Annotated in this window: 26 protein-coding genes and 4 pseudogenes; 10 read left to right on the forward strand and 20 right to left on the reverse strand. The window is 39.9% G+C overall.

All coding sequences use genetic code 11. From position 1 onward, the window contains the following. Positions 1–164 precede the first annotated feature (164 nt). The 3 genes from ACXVWP_RS09270 to ACXVWP_RS09280 all read left to right on the forward strand — a co-directional run bounded on the left by ACXVWP_RS09270 (position 165) and on the right by ACXVWP_RS09280 (position 1,855). Positions 165–512, forward strand: a complete 348-nt coding sequence (locus ACXVWP_RS09270) for a type II toxin-antitoxin system RelE/ParE family toxin (RefSeq protein WP_048953973.1) — start codon at positions 165–167, stop codon at positions 510–512. Further along, on the forward strand, positions 509–817 hold the full coding sequence (locus ACXVWP_RS09275) for a helix-turn-helix domain-containing protein (protein WP_048953974.1): 309 nt from the start codon (positions 509–511) through the stop codon (positions 815–817). The genes ACXVWP_RS09270 and ACXVWP_RS09275 overlap by 4 nt, the downstream gene beginning before the upstream one ends. A gap of 648 nt (positions 818–1,465) precedes the next feature. Beyond that, positions 1,466–1,855 carry an integrase arm-type DNA-binding domain-containing protein gene (locus ACXVWP_RS09280; protein ID WP_297567595.1) on the forward strand — a complete coding sequence of 130 codons (390 nt, stop codon included), beginning with the start codon at positions 1,466–1,468 and terminating at the stop codon, positions 1,853–1,855. Between the two features lie 95 nt (positions 1,856–1,950). On the opposite strand, the gene ACXVWP_RS09285 is transcribed toward ACXVWP_RS09280, so the two are convergent. From ACXVWP_RS09285 to ACXVWP_RS09295, 3 genes are read right to left on the reverse strand one after another with little or no spacing between them, the layout of a single operon-like run. Continuing rightward, positions 1,951–2,199 carry an ogr/Delta-like zinc finger family protein gene (locus tag ACXVWP_RS09285; RefSeq protein ID WP_118879002.1) on the reverse strand — a complete coding sequence of 83 codons (249 nt, stop codon included), beginning with the start codon at positions 2,197–2,199 and terminating at the stop codon, positions 1,951–1,953. An 11-nt stretch (positions 2,200–2,210) separates the two neighbouring features. After that, positions 2,211–2,783 (reverse strand): hypothetical protein, encoded by a 573-nt coding sequence (locus tag ACXVWP_RS09290; protein WP_151485336.1) that lies wholly within the window; start codon positions 2,781–2,783, stop codon positions 2,211–2,213. Between the two features lie 18 nt (positions 2,784–2,801). Then, positions 2,802–3,017, reverse strand: coding sequence for a helix-turn-helix domain-containing protein (locus ACXVWP_RS09295; RefSeq protein ID WP_005663372.1), 216 nt, complete (start codon positions 3,015–3,017; stop codon positions 2,802–2,804). Positions 3,018–3,138: 121 nt separating this feature from the next. Here ACXVWP_RS09295 and ACXVWP_RS09300 point away from each other — a divergent pair, with 121 nt between their 5' ends. Genes ACXVWP_RS09300 through ACXVWP_RS09325 form a run of 6 tightly spaced genes read left to right on the forward strand, consistent with a single transcriptional unit; the run spans position 3,139 to position 7,029 of the window. Further along, on the forward strand, positions 3,139–3,813 hold the full coding sequence (locus ACXVWP_RS09300; protein ID WP_297567587.1) for an XRE family transcriptional regulator: 675 nt from the start codon (positions 3,139–3,141) through the stop codon (positions 3,811–3,813). Positions 3,814–3,817: 4 nt separating this feature from the next. Then, entirely contained in the window at positions 3,818–4,645 is an 828-nt protein-coding gene (locus tag ACXVWP_RS09305) for a BRCT domain-containing protein (RefSeq protein ID WP_297567585.1), read from the forward strand. Next, positions 4,642–5,814, forward strand: coding sequence for a hypothetical protein (locus ACXVWP_RS09310; protein ID WP_297567582.1), 1,173 nt, complete (start codon positions 4,642–4,644; stop codon positions 5,812–5,814). Before ACXVWP_RS09305 ends, ACXVWP_RS09310 begins: the two co-directional genes overlap by 4 nt. Positions 5,815–5,824: 10 nt before the next feature. After that, on the forward strand, positions 5,825–6,052 hold the full coding sequence (locus ACXVWP_RS09315; RefSeq protein WP_297567579.1) for an excalibur calcium-binding domain-containing protein: 228 nt from the start codon (positions 5,825–5,827) through the stop codon (positions 6,050–6,052). 2 nt (positions 6,053–6,054) lie between these two features. Next, entirely contained in the window at positions 6,055–6,723 is a 669-nt protein-coding gene (locus ACXVWP_RS09320) for a hypothetical protein (protein ID WP_297567576.1), read from the forward strand. Positions 6,724–6,756: 33 nt separating this feature from the next. Continuing rightward, the gene (locus ACXVWP_RS09325) at positions 6,757–7,029 is read left to right on the forward strand and encodes a hypothetical protein (protein WP_297567574.1); all 273 of its coding nucleotides are present in this window, start codon (positions 6,757–6,759) and stop codon (positions 7,027–7,029) included. Between the two features lie 22 nt (positions 7,030–7,051). Here the strand turns inward: ACXVWP_RS09325 and ACXVWP_RS09330 are convergent. From ACXVWP_RS09330 to ACXVWP_RS09390, 13 genes and pseudogenes are all read right to left on the reverse strand, one after another. After that, positions 7,052–7,609 (reverse strand): annotated as a pseudogene (locus ACXVWP_RS09330) (phage late control D family protein); the annotation flags it as partial. A 44-nt stretch (positions 7,610–7,653) separates the two neighbouring features. After that, positions 7,654–7,815 (reverse strand): hypothetical protein, encoded by a 162-nt coding sequence (locus tag ACXVWP_RS09335; RefSeq protein ID WP_289901831.1) that lies wholly within the window; start codon positions 7,813–7,815, stop codon positions 7,654–7,656. Between the two features lie 166 nt (positions 7,816–7,981). After that, entirely contained in the window at positions 7,982–8,128 is a 147-nt protein-coding gene (locus ACXVWP_RS09340; protein WP_289901830.1) for a GpE family phage tail protein, read from the reverse strand. Next, positions 8,128–8,427: a phage tail assembly protein gene (locus tag ACXVWP_RS09345; protein ID WP_112130604.1), complete on the reverse strand. Its 300-nt coding sequence runs from the start codon at positions 8,425–8,427 to the stop codon at positions 8,128–8,130. Before ACXVWP_RS09345 ends, ACXVWP_RS09340 begins: the two co-directional genes overlap by 1 nt. Positions 8,428–8,512: 85 nt before the next feature. Beyond that, positions 8,513–9,019, reverse strand: coding sequence for a phage major tail tube protein (locus tag ACXVWP_RS09350; protein ID WP_297567568.1), 507 nt, complete (start codon positions 9,017–9,019; stop codon positions 8,513–8,515). A gap of 3 nt (positions 9,020–9,022) precedes the next feature. Then, on the reverse strand, positions 9,023–10,207 hold the full coding sequence (locus ACXVWP_RS09355; protein WP_297567566.1) for a phage tail sheath subtilisin-like domain-containing protein: 1,185 nt from the start codon (positions 10,205–10,207) through the stop codon (positions 9,023–9,025). Positions 10,208–10,357: 150 nt separating this feature from the next. Next, the gene (locus ACXVWP_RS09360; protein ID WP_297567563.1) at positions 10,358–10,582 is read right to left on the reverse strand and encodes a hypothetical protein; all 225 of its coding nucleotides are present in this window, start codon (positions 10,580–10,582) and stop codon (positions 10,358–10,360) included. Next, complete coding sequence (locus tag ACXVWP_RS09365) at positions 10,572–10,835, reverse strand: hypothetical protein (RefSeq protein WP_297567561.1); 264 nt, start codon at positions 10,833–10,835, stop codon at positions 10,572–10,574. The genes ACXVWP_RS09360 and ACXVWP_RS09365 overlap by 11 nt, the downstream gene beginning before the upstream one ends. Next, complete coding sequence (locus tag ACXVWP_RS09370) at positions 10,828–11,106, reverse strand: DNA helicase UvrD (protein WP_297567558.1); 279 nt, start codon at positions 11,104–11,106, stop codon at positions 10,828–10,830. The genes ACXVWP_RS09365 and ACXVWP_RS09370 overlap by 8 nt, the downstream gene beginning before the upstream one ends. Further along, positions 11,085–11,702 (reverse strand): hypothetical protein, encoded by a 618-nt coding sequence (locus ACXVWP_RS09375; protein ID WP_297567555.1) that lies wholly within the window; start codon positions 11,700–11,702, stop codon positions 11,085–11,087. Before ACXVWP_RS09375 ends, ACXVWP_RS09370 begins: the two co-directional genes overlap by 22 nt. A 12-nt stretch (positions 11,703–11,714) precedes the next feature. Further along, positions 11,715–13,154, reverse strand: a complete 1,440-nt coding sequence (locus ACXVWP_RS09380; protein ID WP_458473378.1) for a phage tail protein — start codon at positions 13,152–13,154, stop codon at positions 11,715–11,717. 8 nt (positions 13,155–13,162) lie between these two features. After that, positions 13,163–13,276 (reverse strand): annotated as a pseudogene (locus ACXVWP_RS09385) (phage tail protein I); the annotation flags it as partial. Positions 13,277–13,526: 250 nt separating this feature from the next. Beyond that, positions 13,527–15,320, reverse strand: a pseudogene (locus ACXVWP_RS09390) (phage tail tape measure protein); the annotation flags it as partial. A 68-nt stretch (positions 15,321–15,388) separates the two neighbouring features. Here ACXVWP_RS09390 and ACXVWP_RS09395 point away from each other — a divergent pair. Then, positions 15,389–15,634, forward strand: coding sequence for a hypothetical protein (locus tag ACXVWP_RS09395; protein WP_297567550.1), 246 nt, complete (start codon positions 15,389–15,391; stop codon positions 15,632–15,634). On the opposite strand, the gene ACXVWP_RS09400 is transcribed toward ACXVWP_RS09395, so the two are convergent. The 4 genes and pseudogenes from ACXVWP_RS09400 to ACXVWP_RS09415 form a co-directional block, all read right to left on the reverse strand. Further along, positions 15,635–16,093 (reverse strand): phage virion morphogenesis protein, encoded by a 459-nt coding sequence (locus tag ACXVWP_RS09400; RefSeq protein ID WP_297567545.1) that lies wholly within the window; start codon positions 16,091–16,093, stop codon positions 15,635–15,637. Beyond that, complete coding sequence (locus ACXVWP_RS09405) at positions 16,093–16,590, reverse strand: phage tail protein (RefSeq protein WP_458473379.1); 498 nt, start codon at positions 16,588–16,590, stop codon at positions 16,093–16,095. Before ACXVWP_RS09405 ends, ACXVWP_RS09400 begins: the two co-directional genes overlap by 1 nt. Beyond that, positions 16,591–17,079 (reverse strand): annotated as a pseudogene (locus ACXVWP_RS09410) (phage terminase small subunit); the annotation flags it as partial. After that, positions 17,079–18,140, reverse strand: a complete 1,062-nt coding sequence (locus ACXVWP_RS09415; protein ID WP_289901813.1) for a phage major capsid protein, P2 family — start codon at positions 18,138–18,140, stop codon at positions 17,079–17,081. The pseudogene ACXVWP_RS09410 and the gene ACXVWP_RS09415, both read right to left, overlap by 1 nt. Position 18,141: the final 1 nt, after the last annotated feature.

Raw genomic sequence — 18,141 nt, forward strand, 5'->3', positions numbered from 1 at the left:
ATAATTAATCAAGGATAAATAAAGGCTTGATGCAGTACATTGAGCCTTTTTTATTGAGTTTTGTCATCAGTACGCGCACGCGCGCGAGGAAATGAGCAATAAAATATTTACTTCATACCCTTAAAGCGTATAATGAGCAGCAAATAATATTTAGCCTATTTATCGTGAAACTATCGTTTATTGAATTACCGCCCTTTGAGCGTTATAGAAAAGCACATTTATCTGATGATGAATATCGGACTTTTCAGAATGAGCTATTAGAAAACCCCGAAAAAGGCGATGTGATACAAAATACAGGCGGATTGAGAAAGATTAGAATTGCCGATAGTGAGAGAAATAAAGGCAAACGTGGTGGCGCAAGGGTGATTTATTACTACTTTTTAGACGGTGCGCAAATATGGCTTTTTAGTGCTTACGGAAAAGGTGAAAAAGCAGACTTAAACGAAAGCGAGAAACGCGCATTTAAAGTTGTATTAGAGAATTTGAAAGCAATGGCAAGGGGGAAAGAATGAGCCGTTTATTTGATGATTTAATGGAAGGCGCGCAAGCTCTTGAGCAACATTTACAAGGTAAAATCACACTCCGCACAGAAACGCGCGAACGAATCGAACCCGCAAGCATTACGGCAGAGGAAGTGAAAGCAATTAGAGAGAAATTAAACCTTTCTCAAGCTGTCTTTGCGCAGAAGTTACGAACCAGTGTAAGAACCTATCAAGGCTGGGAGCAAGGTAAAACCAAACCTAGCGCACACGCCTCTTTATTGTTGCGTATGGTGGATAAAGCACCGCAAACCTTTGAGCTTATCGCTGGGATATAATAATCAATCATCAACGCTATTAATGATAGAACGCCTACTTTTAGGCGTTTTTTTATTGAGTTTTGCGACCAGTACGCGCGCGCGAGGGGTAAAATCGCTATGGGCTTACCTGTCAAAACCGTACATTCAACTCAATTTTTACAACCGCAAAATTAAGATTTTATGATGACAGATAACGGCGACTAAAAACGGACTTATTCCCCATTGAATAAAAGGTACTCCTGAAGGGATACCCTTTTCCACGGGGTAACGGGCGCGCGGAGATTGCCAATTTTTCGCATTTCTAACCATCATCATCTTCTGCTTAAATCGCTTTTTTATAATTCCCGAAAACCTCTTTTTTATAGCGTTAAGAAACCTCCCTATTACCGCCATTTTTATAGGCACTTTAGATTTTAGTTATACGTTTAGTTATACGGAGTAAAAACCAAATTGCACAGATCTAGCAATAACAAGGCTTACAAACAACAATTCAGATAACGCCAGCCCACCACTAAACAACATCATAAAAGATCACAAACGGTCAAATTTATTGAAAAATCAATAGTTTGACCGTTTTTATTTAGTGTCTTAATACTGCTCAAAAGATCAGTTAATTTCACGAACGATCGCAATTTTTAGTAGTAAAAATGGAAGTAAGAACTTACAATGCGCAAAATCTTACTACCATTTTATGAAATTCCTACCATGGCAAAAATCATCAAGCAGCTAACCATTGCACAGGTAAACAACGCCAAAGCGGCAGAAAAGATCTATTATTTATTCGATGGGGAAGGGCTGAAACTTGTCGTCAAGCCCAACGGGGTGAAAACGTGGGTGTTTAATTATAAACGCCCCTACACATTAAAACGCACAGAAAAAACCATCGGCACTTTCCCTGCAGTATCGCTTAAAGATGCTCGCCAAAAAGCATTTGAATTCCGCCAACTTTTAGCCAATAAGATTGACCCGCACGAATTTGAGCAAAAACAAGCCGCAGAAGCATTAAAAGAACAGTGCAGCACATTTGCCGTTGTCGTACACATAGTTTTTACGTGACATTTTCTGGTTCTCCCTAAATTTTGGTTGCAAAAATCCTGTCGCATGAATTTCTTCAAACGACTGGCTTTAAATTAATGTTTAAAAATTAAGAATTAATCGGTTGGAATTTCGACTTGTCGAGTGTCCGTCTCGTCTAATGGCTTACTGCCTAACATGGCTTGCTGATTGGTTTCAAAGCTTGCGGTTTCAACTTCGACAATCTCACTAATCACTTTAAAACGACACTCACGACAGCCACTGCAATAGCCAAATGTTTGCGTGGTTAACTTTGATAATCTTTCTGAGGTTCGCACATAGATATTTTCTGAACCGCATTTCGGGCATTTAACATTAACTTTCACTTTTTCCACCTTTATTTTTTAATTGGTTGATAACGTCTAACAATTTCCATCACATCGGCAAAAACATTTTCATTGGTTTCCCATTTAATCGATTCAGTGTTATGCTTAAATTTCTCTAATGCCACAATAAGCTGAATACTGTACGTTGCCAGCGTGCCAGCATAGTAAGAAAGTGCAGTAAATAAAGGAGTGTCTAATGGATTACTACGCAAATGACCCATTTCATCCCGGTAATCAGAACATAATTGATCTAGAACTTGAGAGACTTCGACAAATTTCTCGGGACAAGCGAGATAGTACAGCGTTTTGTCTGCTGCAAAGCCTTGTTCGAGCAATGTATTGCAATACGCCAATCCAGCATTTTTGTAAGCAGACCATTTTGCCAATCTATCAAGCAGTAATGTCTGCGAAGTTGATAACCCACAAGGAACTTGCTTATCACATTCATTGCTATTGCCTTGAACTGGCAAAAGAGAAACGTCCACAACAAGCTCGCGGATTATTTGCGTTAGCACTCTCACTAGATGAACACTTGGCTCGCGAATTGCGAGTTCTTCCGCCGTTAGATTAATTGTTTCACACATACACACCACCTTTTCTATTTAACTATTCCGAATCACTGCCCAATCCACATCAGGGCGTAAATCTTCGGCTCTTACTTTGCCTTCTGTTGCTTTGATAATGGCGGGGATATATTTCACATCCATTTTTCCACCCTTTAGCCACTGATTTACGGTTGGCTGACTAACGCCGCATTTTTTAGCTAATGCTGATTGCCCGCCAGCTTTTTCTATTGCTTTAACTATAAAAACATTCATAAATAATTTCCTATAACTAAGTTTTAGCTATAGATTATAGGTTTAACTATCCATAGTCAATAGCTAAATGAAAATTTATTTTCTATAGCTTTAGTTATAAAATCAAAATATAGGAGAAATTATGGCAACTTTATCTGAACGCTTAACTTCATTAATGTATGAAAAAGGCATATCCCAAGCGGAATTGGCAAGATTAATCGGTATTAAGCAGCCTTCTGTTTTTAAGATTTTGAGTGGCGAAACTAGAAACCCTAAAAAAATCTTAGAAATTGCAACCGCACTTAATGTGGATCCGCATTGGTTAAAAACAGGTGAAGGCGACCCAGATCCGTCTTATCGCATTGTAGAAGTGAGCGAACCGCAAAACCCAAACACAGTGCGGATTGATATTTTGGACGTGGAAGCAAGTGCCGGAAACGGGGCATATTTAAGCCCAACCGAACAAGGCTTGCTTTCACAAGAATTTGATTTAACGTTCTTCCGTCAACAATTCGGACGTGCTGATGCAAAACATTTGAAGTTGATCACAGTGAAAGGGGATAGCATGGCGCCAACCCTTGAAAGCGGTGATTTGCTTTATGTGGATATTTCCGAAAATTACTTTGCCGCCGATGGGCTTTATGTTTTCACCTTTGACGGCCAAACATTCATCAAGCGTTTGCAAAAAGTGGGAAAAGAAATGTTCGTCATTTCCGACAACCCAACCTACAAAGAATGGACATTCACGCAAGATGACGATGTATTTATCCACGGCAGAGTAGTATTCAGCATGCCGATGAAGTGGCGGAAGTGGTGATAAAATGACGGGATTTCTAGCATTTTTAGTTTTTGTAGCAGCGACTTACGGCTTTTATTATATTTTCCTCCTAAAAGCCGAATGGACTCGATTGGCTTCAGCGCCTCCTGCGGTGATTCTTGGTTGGTTGTTCATGGGATTGTTTTATGCCTTCGCCACAACGGAACATTATTTTATTGCATTTGTTGCATTTGTCTTATCAATAGGCGTTTTTGGCAAAGGTGATGAATTGAAAAAGCAGAAAGAAACAAAAACAAGTGATGTTTCATCTTCTGCATCTATTTTATCATTTGAATCTAATTCTTTAGATAGTTCAAATTCAAGATTTCGTACACAAGGTAAAAACATTATTGAGTTTACATATACGAATGCAGACGGTGACACTAAGCATCGAGAAGTGCGAGTGGATTATACCGATGATGTTTATATTGAAGGTTATTGTTATATAGCAGGGGATAATAGAACTTTTCGTCTTGATCGTATAGATGGATTAATTGAACAAAATGGTGAATTTTATACTGTAGATGAGTGGTTAGAACAACGTGGAATTCGAAAAAATCAATATCAATCCAAATTATCTAGCAAATACACATCAAGTCAGCTTGAAATTTGTTTTACCGGCTTTTCAAAAGTAGATCGGAAATATTTAGAAACCCTTGCCGAAATCCACGATTTCAAAGTGCGTAAAACTGTTACCAAAAACCTTAATTTTCTTATTATGGGTGATAATGCAGGACCGACAAAAATCAATTCTGCAATAGATGTTGGTGCGATTTTGCTTGATGAAAATGAATTCAAAACAATGATTGAAACAGGGGAGATACCGCAATGAAAAAACTATTCGCTTTAACATTATGTGCCATGGCTGTTATGGGGTGTGATGACAAATCCACTGAATCATCTCAATCTAACCAACCTAAGCAAACTGAAGTATCCGCTGTTAATACTGAACAAAAGACATCTGAAATAAAAGCAGTCATACCAGAGAAATATATTGATGTCCCATTTACTAAAACTGAAAAAGGGCGAGTAATTTACAAAAATCCACTTGATGCTTTTGAAAACGGTTCAGATTACAACTCCGAAGATAAGACATTAGTGATCAATGCTAAATCTCCATTAAAAGTAACATTAAAAGAAGATACAGGTGCCGCATTATCTGTTGATGATGTAAAACAATTACTGGAACACCGTTTTATTCTTGCGGTATATCAGTTTTTTGCTTATACAAATGAAAATGAGATAGAGATAACCTTGGAGCCAGTAAAAGAAGGGAATAAACCTTACGGCAAAGGATATAAAGCTATAAAGGGGAAAATCACTCGAGAACAAGCATTAAAAACTTTACAAACATTTAGTGGAATGAAAGATTTTGATGATTATGTGAGTTTTGACAAAGATTCTGAATGGGTCATTTTAGGTTTTACTCCTTCTAAAAAAGCACAAAAATTCACTTCGAGTGATTATCAGTCACAAATTTTAAAATCACTTTTAACTGGAAAGATTGAGACACCATATAAAATGGTGCCACAGCCGCTTAATGTGCAAGCAGACTTAATTTACTCAAAATTAATTGAAATTGGTAAGACGCTGGGTGTTTCTTTTGTGAAGGATAACTCTCATGAACTCAATGACGGCAATACCGAACGAACACTTTCCCTTTCCGATATTTCTGCAATCCATTTGACTGTAACTCCAGATAATAAAATTATTAAAGTCACCGCTCAATTTGCTTTTTCAAATAGTCAAGAATATATCTTACAAGCTCTATCTGTTCTTAGCGTATCTGTTCTTGCTACACCTAGTCCTGACAAAACATTCAAAGTTGCAACCAGTATGATTGATAAAATTGGTAAACAAGTAAGTAAGGCAAAAGGCTCGATTAAAGAAGTTCAAGAAGTTGATGGTCATAAAGTTGAAATGAACGTACATAAAAACCTAGGTGGCTTGAGTTTCTTTTCAATTGAAAAACTAGAAAAACAACCGGTAATTTTTGAATAAGGAGTATTCAATGAAAAAACTTCTCTTAATTCTAACCGTACTTTCTTTTGTTTTCCCAACAGCAACTTTTGCCAAAAGTAAAAAAGCAGATGCAGAACAGTTTAGTTGTGCTGACAGTAAATATTGCAAAGAGATGAGTTCTTGCGCTGAAGCTAAATTTCATTTAAACGAATGTGGTGAAAGCCGCCTGGACCGTGACCACGATGGCGTGCCTTGTGAGAATGTCTGCCGAAAATAAATATGGATTCAATTAAAACGCTAAATGGCAATATTATTGGGTATAGTTTGCCGAGTAATATTGCCGCTTTACAAAAAAACATCGTTAGCTTGCAAGATCTTTCAGGCAGCGTTAGCCTTAATCTACTCCCACCAATCCCAGAACTGGCCAATATAAAAGAATTGATTGCGTTCCATACTCTTGGCGATGAATTGATCGGTTTTTCTTTACCGCCTGAAATAAAACAGATTCAAGATGTGCTTGTTCAACTTAAGACAGCATTAAACATTGATGATGTTGCATCAGAAGATGCCTTTAATTCTTTGCTTATTAATATAAAAAATCTTGAGCAAATTGAAGATGATCAAACTCATTCTTTTAAAGAGACTTTTGATTCCCTGTGGTTTGCAATCTATCAAATATATCAAAATAACCATAAAGTCATTTCTGTTTTGATTCCAATATTCATTTTCCTTTCTGGATATGCAGCAGAAAAGGGGCTTGATTATATATTTGATGATCACCAACAAGAACAAATAATAGAGATGATTGAGCAACAACAAGAAGAATTAAAAGAACTTAAAGAGCAGAATAATGTTATCTTAGATGAAATTAAGTCTTTAAAGTCTCAAGCTAGTGAAGAAAAAGACGACAAGCAACCGGCAAAAGTTACCTCTATGGATGTTATATAATACCCCCACATTTTATTTATGTGCGGGGTGCTTATGACAAACAATGACTTACTTAATCTTTATAATTTAGAAAAGAGCAGTTATGATTCTTATGGAACTTGGCGAACATCACTGCTATTGGGTTGGGTATTCAATCTTATTATTAATATACGCTCTCATTTCTACGATTCAAAACATGGTATGGTAATATTTGTGATTTCAAATTTTGCGCTATTTGTTGTTTTCGTAATTTTGACCGTTCAAAGAGAACAGGCAAAGAAGCGAGTATCACAAATTATGAAAATGTTATTAAATAAAAATCGATGATATAAGCCCTCATTTGAGGGCTTTATTTTTTCACTTTCTTCACGTCCACTTCTTCATCTTCCACTTTCAATTCACATTCAATTTGACTGGTAAATCCAGCGTCTGAAAGATTGTGCGTCACTCTTGTGATCAACCAATTTGTGGCATCAATTTCTGCTTTAAAGCCTGAAAGCTCAATCGGCGTTTCTGGCATTAGATCAGGTTCACCAAAGGCGAGATTAAGGCTAAATGTTGCCACGCCTCGTTTGAGTTTGTCAAAGGCGGATTTGGCGGCGTTGATGGCGGTTCTTTCGCTTGCATAAGTGTGGCGGAGTGATTTTATTTGCGCATTATCACTGGTGATTGGCTCTTGTTGCTCAATAGTGTTGTATTTGCGTTTGCTTAATCGTCTGCCTTTCACTGTGCCGTTTTTCAGCGTTCTGCCTTTTGTCATACGCTGTTTTTTCACTATCTTGGTGTTTTCATCCACCGTAATTTCACCACGTTTGCCTGTGTCCGTATCGTGCCAATATGCCCGTACGGCTTTGTAGTTTTCACTTTCGGCAATGGAGAAATTGTAGTTGTCACCACTTTTCCGAGTGAACACAAACATGCCCAATGTGGCAAGTGCGAAGTTTTGGAACATTATTTTTCTTCCTTAACTTTGACTGTCATTAATGCCAATAAAACATCAATAAAAATAATCCAACCCCACCCGTCAATGTTGTGATACATCAAAAAAGTGGCGTACCCTGTGACGGCAATAATTGATAAAAAATAGAAAAAGAAGATTAGAATTGATTTCATGTTCTATCCTAAAGAAAAATGCGGTCAAAAATCCCGTGATTTCTGACCGCACTTGATGAATTAGCGAAAGAGAAATGCAATGCCGAAAATCACAAGCAACCAAAAGTTAATGGAAAGAATGAAGATTCCACGCCATACAATATACCGTGGCATATTTAATAAATAATCAATCAGTTTCTGTTTCATTTCGTTCTCTTGCTTTTTCTCGCCATTGCATTAATTCGGAAAATGTCATTTGCTCAAAGGCTTGTGGTGGCCAATGAAAAATCAGTGCAATGTCCGCCATGGCATCTTCTACCGTGGCGGCAATCATTATTCGGTCGCTTCGGTTTCCACTTCCGAGTTCTTCCCTAAAAAACCGACAGCCGCCGCAGCAAGCTCGGTAAAATCCGCCACTTCCATAGTGACAAAGTCGGATTTGTGTAAAACAGGTGTGGTGACACGTACAAGTAACACTTGTAATGCGTCCACATCCATTTGCAACACATCAAACATTTTTAAGCCTTTTAATGCGGGTACCGTTGGTTTATTGACGGTGATTTCCGTGATTTGATTTTCGCCACGAGTAATTGGGTTGGTTAACGTGATGATTTTGGTGTTTTCTGTTTTCATTTTATGTTTCCTTTAAAATCCCTCTTTTTGTAAAGAGGGGAGGGGGATTTAATAAAAGCCCCTTTCGGGGCAAGGTGTGTGTGAATTAAATGCCGATTGCTGCGCGATGTTCTGCGAGACGATCAACGCCACCGACAATGAAAACGGAATTGATTAAGTCAATTTCCACAAGGTCTTTGCCGTTTTCGATGATTTTGTAGTAGGTTAATGGCACGGTGTAGCTTTGTTCGGTGTCATCGCCTGATTTACTTGTGCCGTTGTCAATCTCTCCAAAACGACCACGCATCACCAGTTCAATTGAAACCACTTCTTCGGTGTCATCTTGTTGATAGGCTCCCGCAAAACGTAATGCTGTGCCGTCAATTTTTCTGCCAAATTCTTTGATAAGTTCGGTCATATAACCGCCCATCTTGAATTGCGCTTCCAAGCCTTCTACGCCTAAATTCACTTTTACTGGGCCAAACATGCCGCCTGCACGGTATTCTTCCAGTTTCATCGCCAATTTAGGTTGGGTGATTTCGGTGACTTGGCCACGGTAAGAATTACCGTCAGCCAAAAAATTCATTAATTTGAGTTTACGAGGTAATGCCATTTTTTACGCTCCTACTTTTGCAATGTTTGCGGCAAATTCCACAAGGTATTCATCGCTGATATATTGGTTAAAGCCAAGTTGTTCTAACGGTGGAACAGGGCAGTATTTATAAGATACAAGCAATTTTGCATCTTTTAAGGTTGCGGCAGTATTGAGGTTGGCATTGATAAATGCTTTGCCACCGATTAAATAACCTTGCGTCACATATTCACGCCATTTTGCGTTGATCGCTTCTACGATTTCTTTTACAAGATTCACGGAGATGTCTTTATCCATCGCCCAGTCAAAGGATTGTGCAATGGTGTCTTTCAACACTTGTGCCGTGCGAGTGTAGTTTTCGTAGATAAATAATTTGTCAGCCGAACGAGTGCGTAATCCCCAGAACTTAAAGCCATTGTGATAGACACAACAAGTAATGCCTTGTTCGTTGAGATAATTCACGTCGGTTGCACTGTCGTTAATATCAAATGAAAGTGGCTTGGTGAAACCTTCCACGCCAGTTAAACCTTTGTTTGAAATTGAGGTGTGCCAGCCGTATTCTTTATCTTGATATGCACGCATTGCGGCAGCACGAACAACGGCATAATCCACTTCGGTTTGTTTGGTGTTTGGGTTAAATGATAAGAAATCACCGAAAATCAGCATTAATTCACGTTGTGAGAAATTGCGGCCGTATGTCACGGCTTCTTCTTTGGTTTTTGCTGTGCCGCAAGAGGCATACACAAAGCCATTGAGCTTTTTCGCTACGCTTAACAATTCAGTGGTTACATCTTGGCTGTCATATTTCGGGATACAGAAAATACGAGGTTTAACGCCACAAACTGCAGCAGACACGAGGAACGCTTTTAAGCCAGTGTAATTGCCTTCGTTATCGACTGAACCGATCACATTGGCTTTCATGGTGCTTTCATCTTCGTTTTCTTCCACGCGAATGACGACAACTTTACAATTCACAATGTCCGCAATGCCATCTAGCGCACGAGATAGCGTGCCTTTTTTACCTGCTTTGGCTTGCATTTCGGCTGTGATTCCAGTTAAAAGAGTGGGTTTGTTGAGTGGGAAAACCGATGCATCTGCATCTGGTGCGGTTGCCACTAAACCGATAACTGCAGTGGATGATGTGGTGAGTGTTCGCAAGGCTTCGGAAATTTCCGTTACCTTGACCCCATGGAGATATTCATCAGACATAATTTTAGCCCTGTTGTTGAGAGATAGGGCTATTTTGTAAGGATTTAAAAGCCAGTGGTAGCGACTGGCGTTGTGGTATTTAAACTAACAAAGGGCGATGAGGTAGAGGCGGACGGATAAAAACGGCGGAATTACCCGCCGTTATTTTTATCACCCCACCTCAGTCTCAAAATCCACATGTCCCTCTTGGTCTGCAATGGCAATAAAATAAACCGGAAAAGCATCTTCATCTTTTGGTATTTCAAAATAGTCATCCAACTGTTCAAATGTTGGAGCATAATGCCCCTGTTTAACAGCACAAATTTTATTGACCAGGTTAGGATTGACTTTGATTTTTACCGTCCCGCCAAAAACCGTACCTGGTTTAGCCGTCACTTTTTGCACCCATTTGGTTTTTGTCCCCTGTTGAGCGGTAGCGGCGGCTTGTAATGCTGCTACAGCCTCTTGTAATTGGGTAATATCTTTGCCAACCTGATAGGCAAATCTTCTCGCTTGCACTGCCTAAAGGCACGATATCGCAATCAAATCGACTGCCGGGAAAATCTAAGGGTTCGCCGTTTTCTTCGGTAAAAACTAAGGTTTCCGCTTCATCATCTCCGCGAATCCAGTTAAAGATAATATCAGTCATGTTGCACCGCCTTAAAGCGTTCATCATGTTGTTTGCCCGAAATCTCGCTTTCATAGGCCGTTTTACAGTGATTGCGGTCAAAGAAAAGGCCGTTAATCAAACGATACAACACACGCCAACGTTTTTTTGGTTGCTCGGCTAACATGGCACCGCGATAAGTGCGGCTAGAAAGAGTTTCATCTGCTGCGCCACCTGTTAAGGCGTTAAACAACTGGTCTAAGGCGATAATAACGTGATAGCCATAGCGTGTTAATTTGTTTGGAATTGCCATTGCTCAATCTCCTGTTCAAGTGCGGTTAATTCCTCGGGTGTTTTTAAAGCCAGCAAACGGTCTTCAAATGCCTGACGTTGCCCAATAATGATGCCAATAACCACAGAAAACTGAGCGGATTTTTCAATCACTTTGCTAATTAGCATATCCAGTGGCACACCACGTACACGCGCAATTTGTGCAAGCATTGGTGTGGGTGTACTGTGGTCGGCTTGCCATGCAAGAGCCTCTTTTTCCTGACGGTAAAAACTTTCGATTTCCGTTTGTGGATACCCTGCCAGTAGGATATTTTTAAGTTGGTCGGATTTGTCCGCTAACTTATTGAGTAAATCTTCTTTTTGTTGTGCTAAAAGTGCGGTTTGTTTTTCGGCTGAAATTTCCCATTGTAAGCTGTTAGGATTTAACACATGTGTCTCACTGGGTTGTGGGTCAACTAAAACTGGATCACCTTGCTTATTGGCAATAATTTGCTTACCGGCGGCTTGTCCATCTAATAAAGTGCGGTAGGTTTCGTCCGTGATTTCTATTGCACCTTTTGGAATTTCATGAATACCGTCAATATAAAATCCGTTCGTTTCTTTGTCGTAAAAGTACATTTTTAAACCTCGTTAATATCCAATAGCAAACCAATATGCCGATGTGTTAGTATGTCCGGTTGAGTTCATTTTGAATGTAAATTTTGTATTAGTTACATCAAGCGCTACTAGGTGTGTGGCGTTCTCTGCAACGGTACGCATTTGATTTTCAGTTAATTGAATATTAATAACCTGAATCGGGAATGCGATTGGGAAAACAATATCGGTGCTTTTCCCATTGTGATTTACGGGTGTTTGACCCCATTGAATAATTAACCCGCTAGGAAGCTTTATCCAACCTGTTTTACCTAAATAATATGAATATCCTTGTTCGGCTGCGGTCGGCCATCTAGTCGCGAATGCAGGTTTCCCATATATCTTGTTCCACGGTGTTGATCTAGTTTCAACCCAACTTCTATATGCGACTATTTCACTGTTATCCCCGATAGTTGGGAATGACAAGTAAACTACCTTATCTCCGTTATACTTCATATTGAATCGGCGGTTTTCTGAAGTATGTGAATCTGGATGAACTTCTAATTCCCACAAGCCTATTTTAGAACCAAACTGAATCTTGCTCCAACTTCCATTTTGGCCATTAATTCTAAAATCGCCGTCAATCACATCTCCGCTTTTAGAAACTCTACCGTTTGCATTGGTGTTAGCATTATCGGCAGAACGCTGTGCGTTATCTGCTGCAGTTTTTGCTTCAACTCCTTTATCATAAGCAATTTTAACTGCTGATGATGTCGCTACATTGTCATTGCTGTTGCTAGTGACTGAATTTGATTTTTTGTTGTTTGGAATGTAATTACCAAGGGCGAGTTGAACCTTGCTGATTAGCTGTGCCAGTTTTTTGCCTGCTCTTGCTGATAATCCTAGCTTATCACTGTCAAGCCCTGTGTCATTTGTGAGTTGTACAATTCCCGCTTTTGTTGTGTCGGCTTTTTCGATTTCGTGTGTATGCCCGCTTTCATCAAATCCGTTTGTGGTTGATGATGTGATTTTTTGTGGAGTTAATTGCTGACGTGTAACAAAGATTACCGAATTATCAATGCTTAATGTAACGGCTTGGGAATTGCTTACTTTTAAAATCATCCGCAACACTTGTACTTTGCCGCTTCCGCTTTCGAGTCTTGGCTTAAAGCTTTCAGGCGCATTTGCATAAGCCACTAATTTGTTTGTGCTATCGAAAACGCCCATTTCTCGGATATAAAACCCGCCCACATCTTCCGGAATGGTTAATTCAATGATGATTTGCTTATTGTTGCGTGGATCGAGTGACACGGCGCTGATATTTGCGCGGTGTGTCTCTTTCACCAACGCTGTGCGGTCTGCTGTTGGTGTAACGGCTTGTCCGTTACCATCGCCCACTGCAAAGCTTGATAATATAAGCGGCTGATTAGTTGCTAAAGCTTTTGCAAAAGCTTGTGTGCCGTAGTTGGTTAATACTGTGAAATATTGTGCTGTCATATAAATCCTTAGATAGGGTAAACGCTGACAATTTCGCCTGTTTGTTGCCCAAAGAATGTGTTCATTGTGCCAGTTGGTGAGATTGCGATAGCGAGCTGATTGAGATGTCTTGAGACGGGTTTTCCCGATAAACTCTCCTACACTGGACAAAGCGAATTGAAAAACCGATTTCCATCCTCTGAATGAAAAGAGATGTTTGTTAGAGGTGATCGCGGTTTTTGTTGTATTGTTAAAACTTTTTGCTAGGAGGGTATTAATGCCGGTTAATTTTGCAAATCCAAGACCTAAACGCGCCACAGGATACAGTGTATAGCTTAATAAAGTAGACAATCCACCGACTACAATCATCGTCGCACCGCCAATAGCAATAAATTTGGCAAAACTACCGACTAATTCCGGGTTAGCCTTAACCCAGTTCATCGCTTTTTCAGCTAAAGCGCCAAATTCATCTATTAAGGCTTTGAGCTGTGGTGCATAAGTTGAACCGATTTCTACGAGTAAATTAGTAAAGGTACCGGTTGCAGCTTCCCAAACGTTAGATAGTGTGCGAAGTTGTTCATCCACGCGTTTACGTAACTCCGCTTGTTTTTCCATTTTTACGGCAAATTCTTCATAACCTGCCTTGCCTTTTTCAATTATAGTAGAAAGCACCATATTGACTTCGGCATCATCACCAAACACTTGTTTGATAATTTTATTACGTGATTCCGTATCGAGTTTTTTGAGTTTTTCCAATTCTTTGAACATATGATCAAAGCCGCCAAATTCGCCTTTGCCATCAGTAAAATCAATATCGAATCCTTTTGAAATCATGCCTGATTTTTTCAGCTTTTTCAGTTCCTTTCCAATGCTCCCTGTATCCATACCTCGTTGCAATACTTTACGCATAGCATTACCTGATGCCGAACCGTCCATGCCGGCTTGGTCGAACATTGCCACAAATGGAGCAAGCACTTTCGCGCCGTTTAATCCTTTGATTTTAATCATATCCATTGCAGAACCAAGGTTTTTAAAAGCGCCTAACATATTGGTCGGGTCCACGCCTGCATAAAAACCTTTCTGAATCACGTCCATCAGGCCCATCATGTCTTTTTCGGTAGTGCGTGTAGCATCTTGCATTTTGGCGGCAAATTCAGCAGCTTGTTTCGGTGGCATTTCAAGCTGAACGGATAAATAAGCCGCAGCTTCGCCAGTGCCGCCAAGAATGGTGTCAACCCCCATCCCTTGACGAATAAGCATGGTCATTAAATCTTTAAAATCAGCGGTTGTGCCCGGCAATCTATTTCCTAACTCGGTCGCAAGTTGATTGATTTTTTCATAACTGTCGGATACTTTGCCGTCTTTATCCATCATTGCCACTTTTAAATTTGTGGCTGCACGTTCTGCAGCTGCAAATTCTTGTGTCGGCTTTGCTAATAATCCGGCAGTTGCCACCCCACTAATCATTGTTTTCTGACCGAAATTAGCCATGCGGTCACTTTTATCTTTTAGCCATGATACTTGAGCTTGATATTTATCATTCCTGGCTTTGGCGCGATTAGCTTTTTCAAGCGCAGACTTTTGTTTCTCAATCGCCGTATTTGCCATTTTGATTTTTTCAGCTAATGTTCCCTCATGTTGTGCAAAGTTTTTAGTATCAACCCCAATTTCTTTGAGTCTTCTTTTTAAATCACGAAGTTGAAGTAATTGTTGCGCTTTTTCTCGGCGACTTGCTTTCCAAGTGGAATCTGCTTGAGTGATTTTTTTCCTTGTTGAACCAATATCCCCTTTTAATCTTTCATATTGTTTTGTCAAATCACTAATTCTTGCACGAACGCCTAAAGCGGAAACCACATCCCCTTGAGAAATTAATTTAGCATGATAAAGTTCCGCATCTTTAATTTTTCCTTTTAAATTCACGCGGTCATCTTTCATTTTTGAAATTTTATTGCGCAAGTTGTCTAATTTTTTAGCGTGTTTGTCGATAGCCTCCGTGCTTTTTTTTATGTTTTCTGTTGTGCGCGAAAAAGCCCCCATTTGATTTTGTACTTTTTCAAGATCTCTCAAAGCAGACTTACTCTGTTTTAACTGTTCAGAAAGTGCATTCACGCTTTTGGAGGCGTTTTTCATCGGCGCACTCATTTTATCAATGGCGTTTAACAAAACGGTAAGTTGTAAATTATTCATATTTGCTCACTTCTTATTGACAAATTTTACTGTTTGGCTTAATAATCGACCTAATAAAGGAGGACATTATGGCGATGATACTGACAATTATTGGTGCACTATTCATTATTTGCTTAATGCTGTTTTTCGTCGGCGGTTTAACTTTGACTATGGTTTCGGCTATTTTCAGTATGGCAACAGTTGCATTTTTCCCAATTACCGCATTAGTTTTTCTGCTTTGGTTACTCACCGATAGCCTTCTTCTTTCTTTACTGCTTACTGTTATTTTTGGTTTTGTTGTAATGTCGTTGCCTGATAAAAACGCAAACGCATAACTAAACTGACAGTTGCTCTAGTATCAAATTTTCAATCAATTCCACATCTTCATCACTAAAGCCCAGCAATTCACGCTGGGCATATTGCACCTTAACACCTTTGTTTCTATTAACTGTGCCTTTCAACCCGTATTGATGCACTGCTGCAATGGCGGCACTCGAACCATTAAATCCGACAGAAACTTCATTACCATTCGCCCGAATTTTTAAATGCTTAGCTGTACGCAATTTGGCAAACATGGCTTTGCGTTTGATTCGTCCTTTCTTTTTTCCAAATTCTTTACGTGGTTTTCTAGGTTCAAAGGCAGAACCATCGGGATTTTGTTGGCGTGCAATTCGGTTCGATTGGCTTTTTCGTAAGGCTTGCCCGATTTTTCGCCCAAGCTGTCTGCGCACCTGTGGAGAAAGATTGGCAATAAGTGCGGTCAATTTTGCCTGAACTTCTTCTACTGTAGCCATTAGACTATATCACCCTCAAAAATTAATGAATCCCAGTTTTCCAAATAGACTTTTACTCGGTTTGGTTCATCCCATACGGGTTCTTTTGCATAATGGATCTGCACGTTATTCCCGTCTTTTTTCGACACGACACGTTCAGTGAGTTGGATTTCGAAGCTAATATCTGCGGTGTTGTTATTGTTGTAATCCACCTGGAATTTAAATGCATTCTCTCGAATTTGTGGATTTTCTAATATTTCAGGTTGATTTGTGCGCAGATAAGCCATCATTGGTACAATCAAGGTGGCAATATCGCCTGCATAATCAGTTACCACGACATTGAGTGTGTAACGATATTCAAAACTAAATGATGCTGCACCCGTTGTGACGATTTTCACGCCAATTTTCTGATCTAAACCCAAAGCACGTTCTAAATATGCCAGTGCTTGTTCAGGGTTCTTTTCAACCAATAACAAGCCCAATTCACGCAATAATCGCGCACGGCTTTCATCGGGCATATCGCAATCAGCGGTGATGCGTTGGACTTGCTCTAAGTAAGCCACTTCAAACGGTTTATTGGCGGCTTGTGCGGCTTTGGCTTGGTCGGCAAATTCTTCTGCCAACAAAGTGCCAAGTGTTCGGGTGAATGGCTCGGGCAAGCGTAAATCATGAAATACGGCATAATCGGCAATCTGTAAGGCGAGATGATATTCGCCACAGTCAATCGCCCACACGCACCATGTCATCAAGACATTATCTTGTTTACCACTTCCGACCGATAACGCCCCTTCAATCCATGGTAGATAGTCAGGCAAAATTTGCTTTTTAAATGCGCCTTTGCGTTCCGTTGATTGGATGTTTTTCAAATCCTTTCGATGTCTCGCAAGAATACGGCACATTTTTTCATATTCCGTAAAGTCGCTTAGATCTTCGGTTTCCGCTGCGTGAGCCACAGCAGCGGAAATGGTACGAAGATGAATTTGTGTGGGTGAAAGACGTTCAGCCATTATTGATGTTCTTCAGAAGTTGATTTTTTTTCTTCAACATCTTCAAACGTGATGTTTTCGATTAATGCCGCGCAACCGTATTCTTCGACTTTGTAGTCGATGTTTTGCGACAAGTAATCTTCTACACGGTTGCGTTTCGGATTATTCTTAATGAAACGGCGCATTGACCCTTCCTGAATGTAGATGGATAAATTATCCAATCGGGTGATCAGGATTGAGTTTTTCGGGAAGAATGGGACGCGGATCGCTTTTAAACCACCGATTTGTTTTTGTGAGATGATCACTTGGCTTGCAAGGTCATCCGTTGGTTTTAAATCCGTGTTAACGATGTTGAAGTATTTATCGTTTAAGATTTCACGACCGCAGATAACCACCAATTCGGTGTCATCGGCGTAAACTTCATCAATTAAGGTGTTGACTGCATCAAGCACTAAGGCATCAATGTTTTCATATCCGTGGTTTTTGGCTTGACCTTTACCCACTTTGATTTTGTTCTCAGTATTTGCACCGTTCATTACATGTGTTGGCATATCGTCACGTAATTGTTGTAGCCAACCTTTTTTCACGTCTTGCAGTTTCGGATTTGAAGACAAATCGGAGGTTTCACTGCGACTTGTGCCGTTTAGCCCCATCATAATGAGGTTTAAGGCGATGGTTTTTTGCGTTAAATTCGCCAATTTTTTCTGGAAGTCAGGGTGTTTCGCCCATTGGTCGAGTTTTGCCCATGGAATATGCGTGTCGAAATTGACTTGTTCGCATTTATATTTGCGACCAGTCATTTTGGAAATATCTTTGGTTTCGCGTTCTTTGGTATTGGTGTCAGTGGTGCTTGCAATCGCGGAAGCCACTTCAAGACCGACCAATTCCGCTTCCATTAATGGATCACGAACGACATTAATCCATTGTAAGAAGTTCGAACTTAACATTACTTTTTCAATCAGTTTTTGCTCTACGCTTGGGGTGACGGAAAATGTTTCTGCCACATCATTACTTGTTACACCGTTTAATTCGGCGACACGGGCCACATAGGCATTAAATTTCTGTTTAGTTTCGTTTCGCATG

Source organism: Haemophilus sp. SZY H56 (genome assembly GCF_054332415.1).

What these genes read in the sequence shown, in the direction of transcription:
- ACXVWP_RS09275 (WP_048953974.1), top strand. Translation starts at nt 509, where the DNA reads ATGAGCCGTTTATTTGATGATTTAATGGAAGGCGCGCAAGCTCTTGAG.
- ACXVWP_RS09280 (WP_297567595.1), top strand. Translation starts at nt 1,466, where the DNA reads ATGCGCAAAATCTTACTACCATTTTATGAAATTCCTACCATGGCAAAA.
- ACXVWP_RS09290 (WP_151485336.1), bottom strand. Translation starts at nt 2,783, where the DNA reads ATGTGTGAAACAATTAATCTAACGGCGGAAGAACTCGCAATTCGCGAG.
- ACXVWP_RS09295 (WP_005663372.1), bottom strand. Translation starts at nt 3,017, where the DNA reads ATGAATGTTTTTATAGTTAAAGCAATAGAAAAAGCTGGCGGGCAATCA.
- ACXVWP_RS09300 (WP_297567587.1), top strand. Translation starts at nt 3,139, where the DNA reads ATGGCAACTTTATCTGAACGCTTAACTTCATTAATGTATGAAAAAGGC.
- ACXVWP_RS09305 (WP_297567585.1), top strand. Translation starts at nt 3,818, where the DNA reads ATGACGGGATTTCTAGCATTTTTAGTTTTTGTAGCAGCGACTTACGGC.
- ACXVWP_RS09310 (WP_297567582.1), top strand. Translation starts at nt 4,642, where the DNA reads ATGAAAAAACTATTCGCTTTAACATTATGTGCCATGGCTGTTATGGGG.
- ACXVWP_RS09315 (WP_297567579.1), top strand. Translation starts at nt 5,825, where the DNA reads ATGAAAAAACTTCTCTTAATTCTAACCGTACTTTCTTTTGTTTTCCCA.
- ACXVWP_RS09320 (WP_297567576.1), top strand. Translation starts at nt 6,055, where the DNA reads ATGGATTCAATTAAAACGCTAAATGGCAATATTATTGGGTATAGTTTG.
- ACXVWP_RS09325 (WP_297567574.1), top strand. Translation starts at nt 6,757, where the DNA reads ATGACAAACAATGACTTACTTAATCTTTATAATTTAGAAAAGAGCAGT.
- ACXVWP_RS09335 (WP_289901831.1), bottom strand. Translation starts at nt 7,815, where the DNA reads ATGAAATCAATTCTAATCTTCTTTTTCTATTTTTTATCAATTATTGCC.
- ACXVWP_RS09340 (WP_289901830.1), bottom strand. Translation starts at nt 8,128, where the DNA reads ATGATTGCCGCCACGGTAGAAGATGCCATGGCGGACATTGCACTGATT.
- ACXVWP_RS09345 (WP_112130604.1), bottom strand. Translation starts at nt 8,427, where the DNA reads ATGAAAACAGAAAACACCAAAATCATCACGTTAACCAACCCAATTACT.
- ACXVWP_RS09350 (WP_297567568.1), bottom strand. Translation starts at nt 9,019, where the DNA reads ATGGCATTACCTCGTAAACTCAAATTAATGAATTTTTTGGCTGACGGT.
- ACXVWP_RS09355 (WP_297567566.1), bottom strand. Translation starts at nt 10,207, where the DNA reads ATGTCTGATGAATATCTCCATGGGGTCAAGGTAACGGAAATTTCCGAA.
- ACXVWP_RS09365 (WP_297567561.1), bottom strand. Translation starts at nt 10,835, where the DNA reads ATGACTGATATTATCTTTAACTGGATTCGCGGAGATGATGAAGCGGAA.
- ACXVWP_RS09370 (WP_297567558.1), bottom strand. Translation starts at nt 11,106, where the DNA reads ATGGCAATTCCAAACAAATTAACACGCTATGGCTATCACGTTATTATC.
- ACXVWP_RS09375 (WP_297567555.1), bottom strand. Translation starts at nt 11,702, where the DNA reads ATGTACTTTTACGACAAAGAAACGAACGGATTTTATATTGACGGTATT.
- ACXVWP_RS09380 (WP_458473378.1), bottom strand. Translation starts at nt 13,154, where the DNA reads ATGACAGCACAATATTTCACAGTATTAACCAACTACGGCACACAAGCT.
- ACXVWP_RS09395 (WP_297567550.1), top strand. Translation starts at nt 15,389, where the DNA reads ATGGCGATGATACTGACAATTATTGGTGCACTATTCATTATTTGCTTA.
- ACXVWP_RS09400 (WP_297567545.1), bottom strand. Translation starts at nt 16,093, where the DNA reads ATGGCTACAGTAGAAGAAGTTCAGGCAAAATTGACCGCACTTATTGCC.
- ACXVWP_RS09405 (WP_458473379.1), bottom strand. Translation starts at nt 16,590, where the DNA reads ATGCCCGATGAAAGCCGTGCGCGATTATTGCGTGAATTGGGCTTGTTA.
- ACXVWP_RS09415 (WP_289901813.1), bottom strand. Translation starts at nt 18,140, where the DNA reads ATGCGAAACGAAACTAAACAGAAATTTAATGCCTATGTGGCCCGTGTC.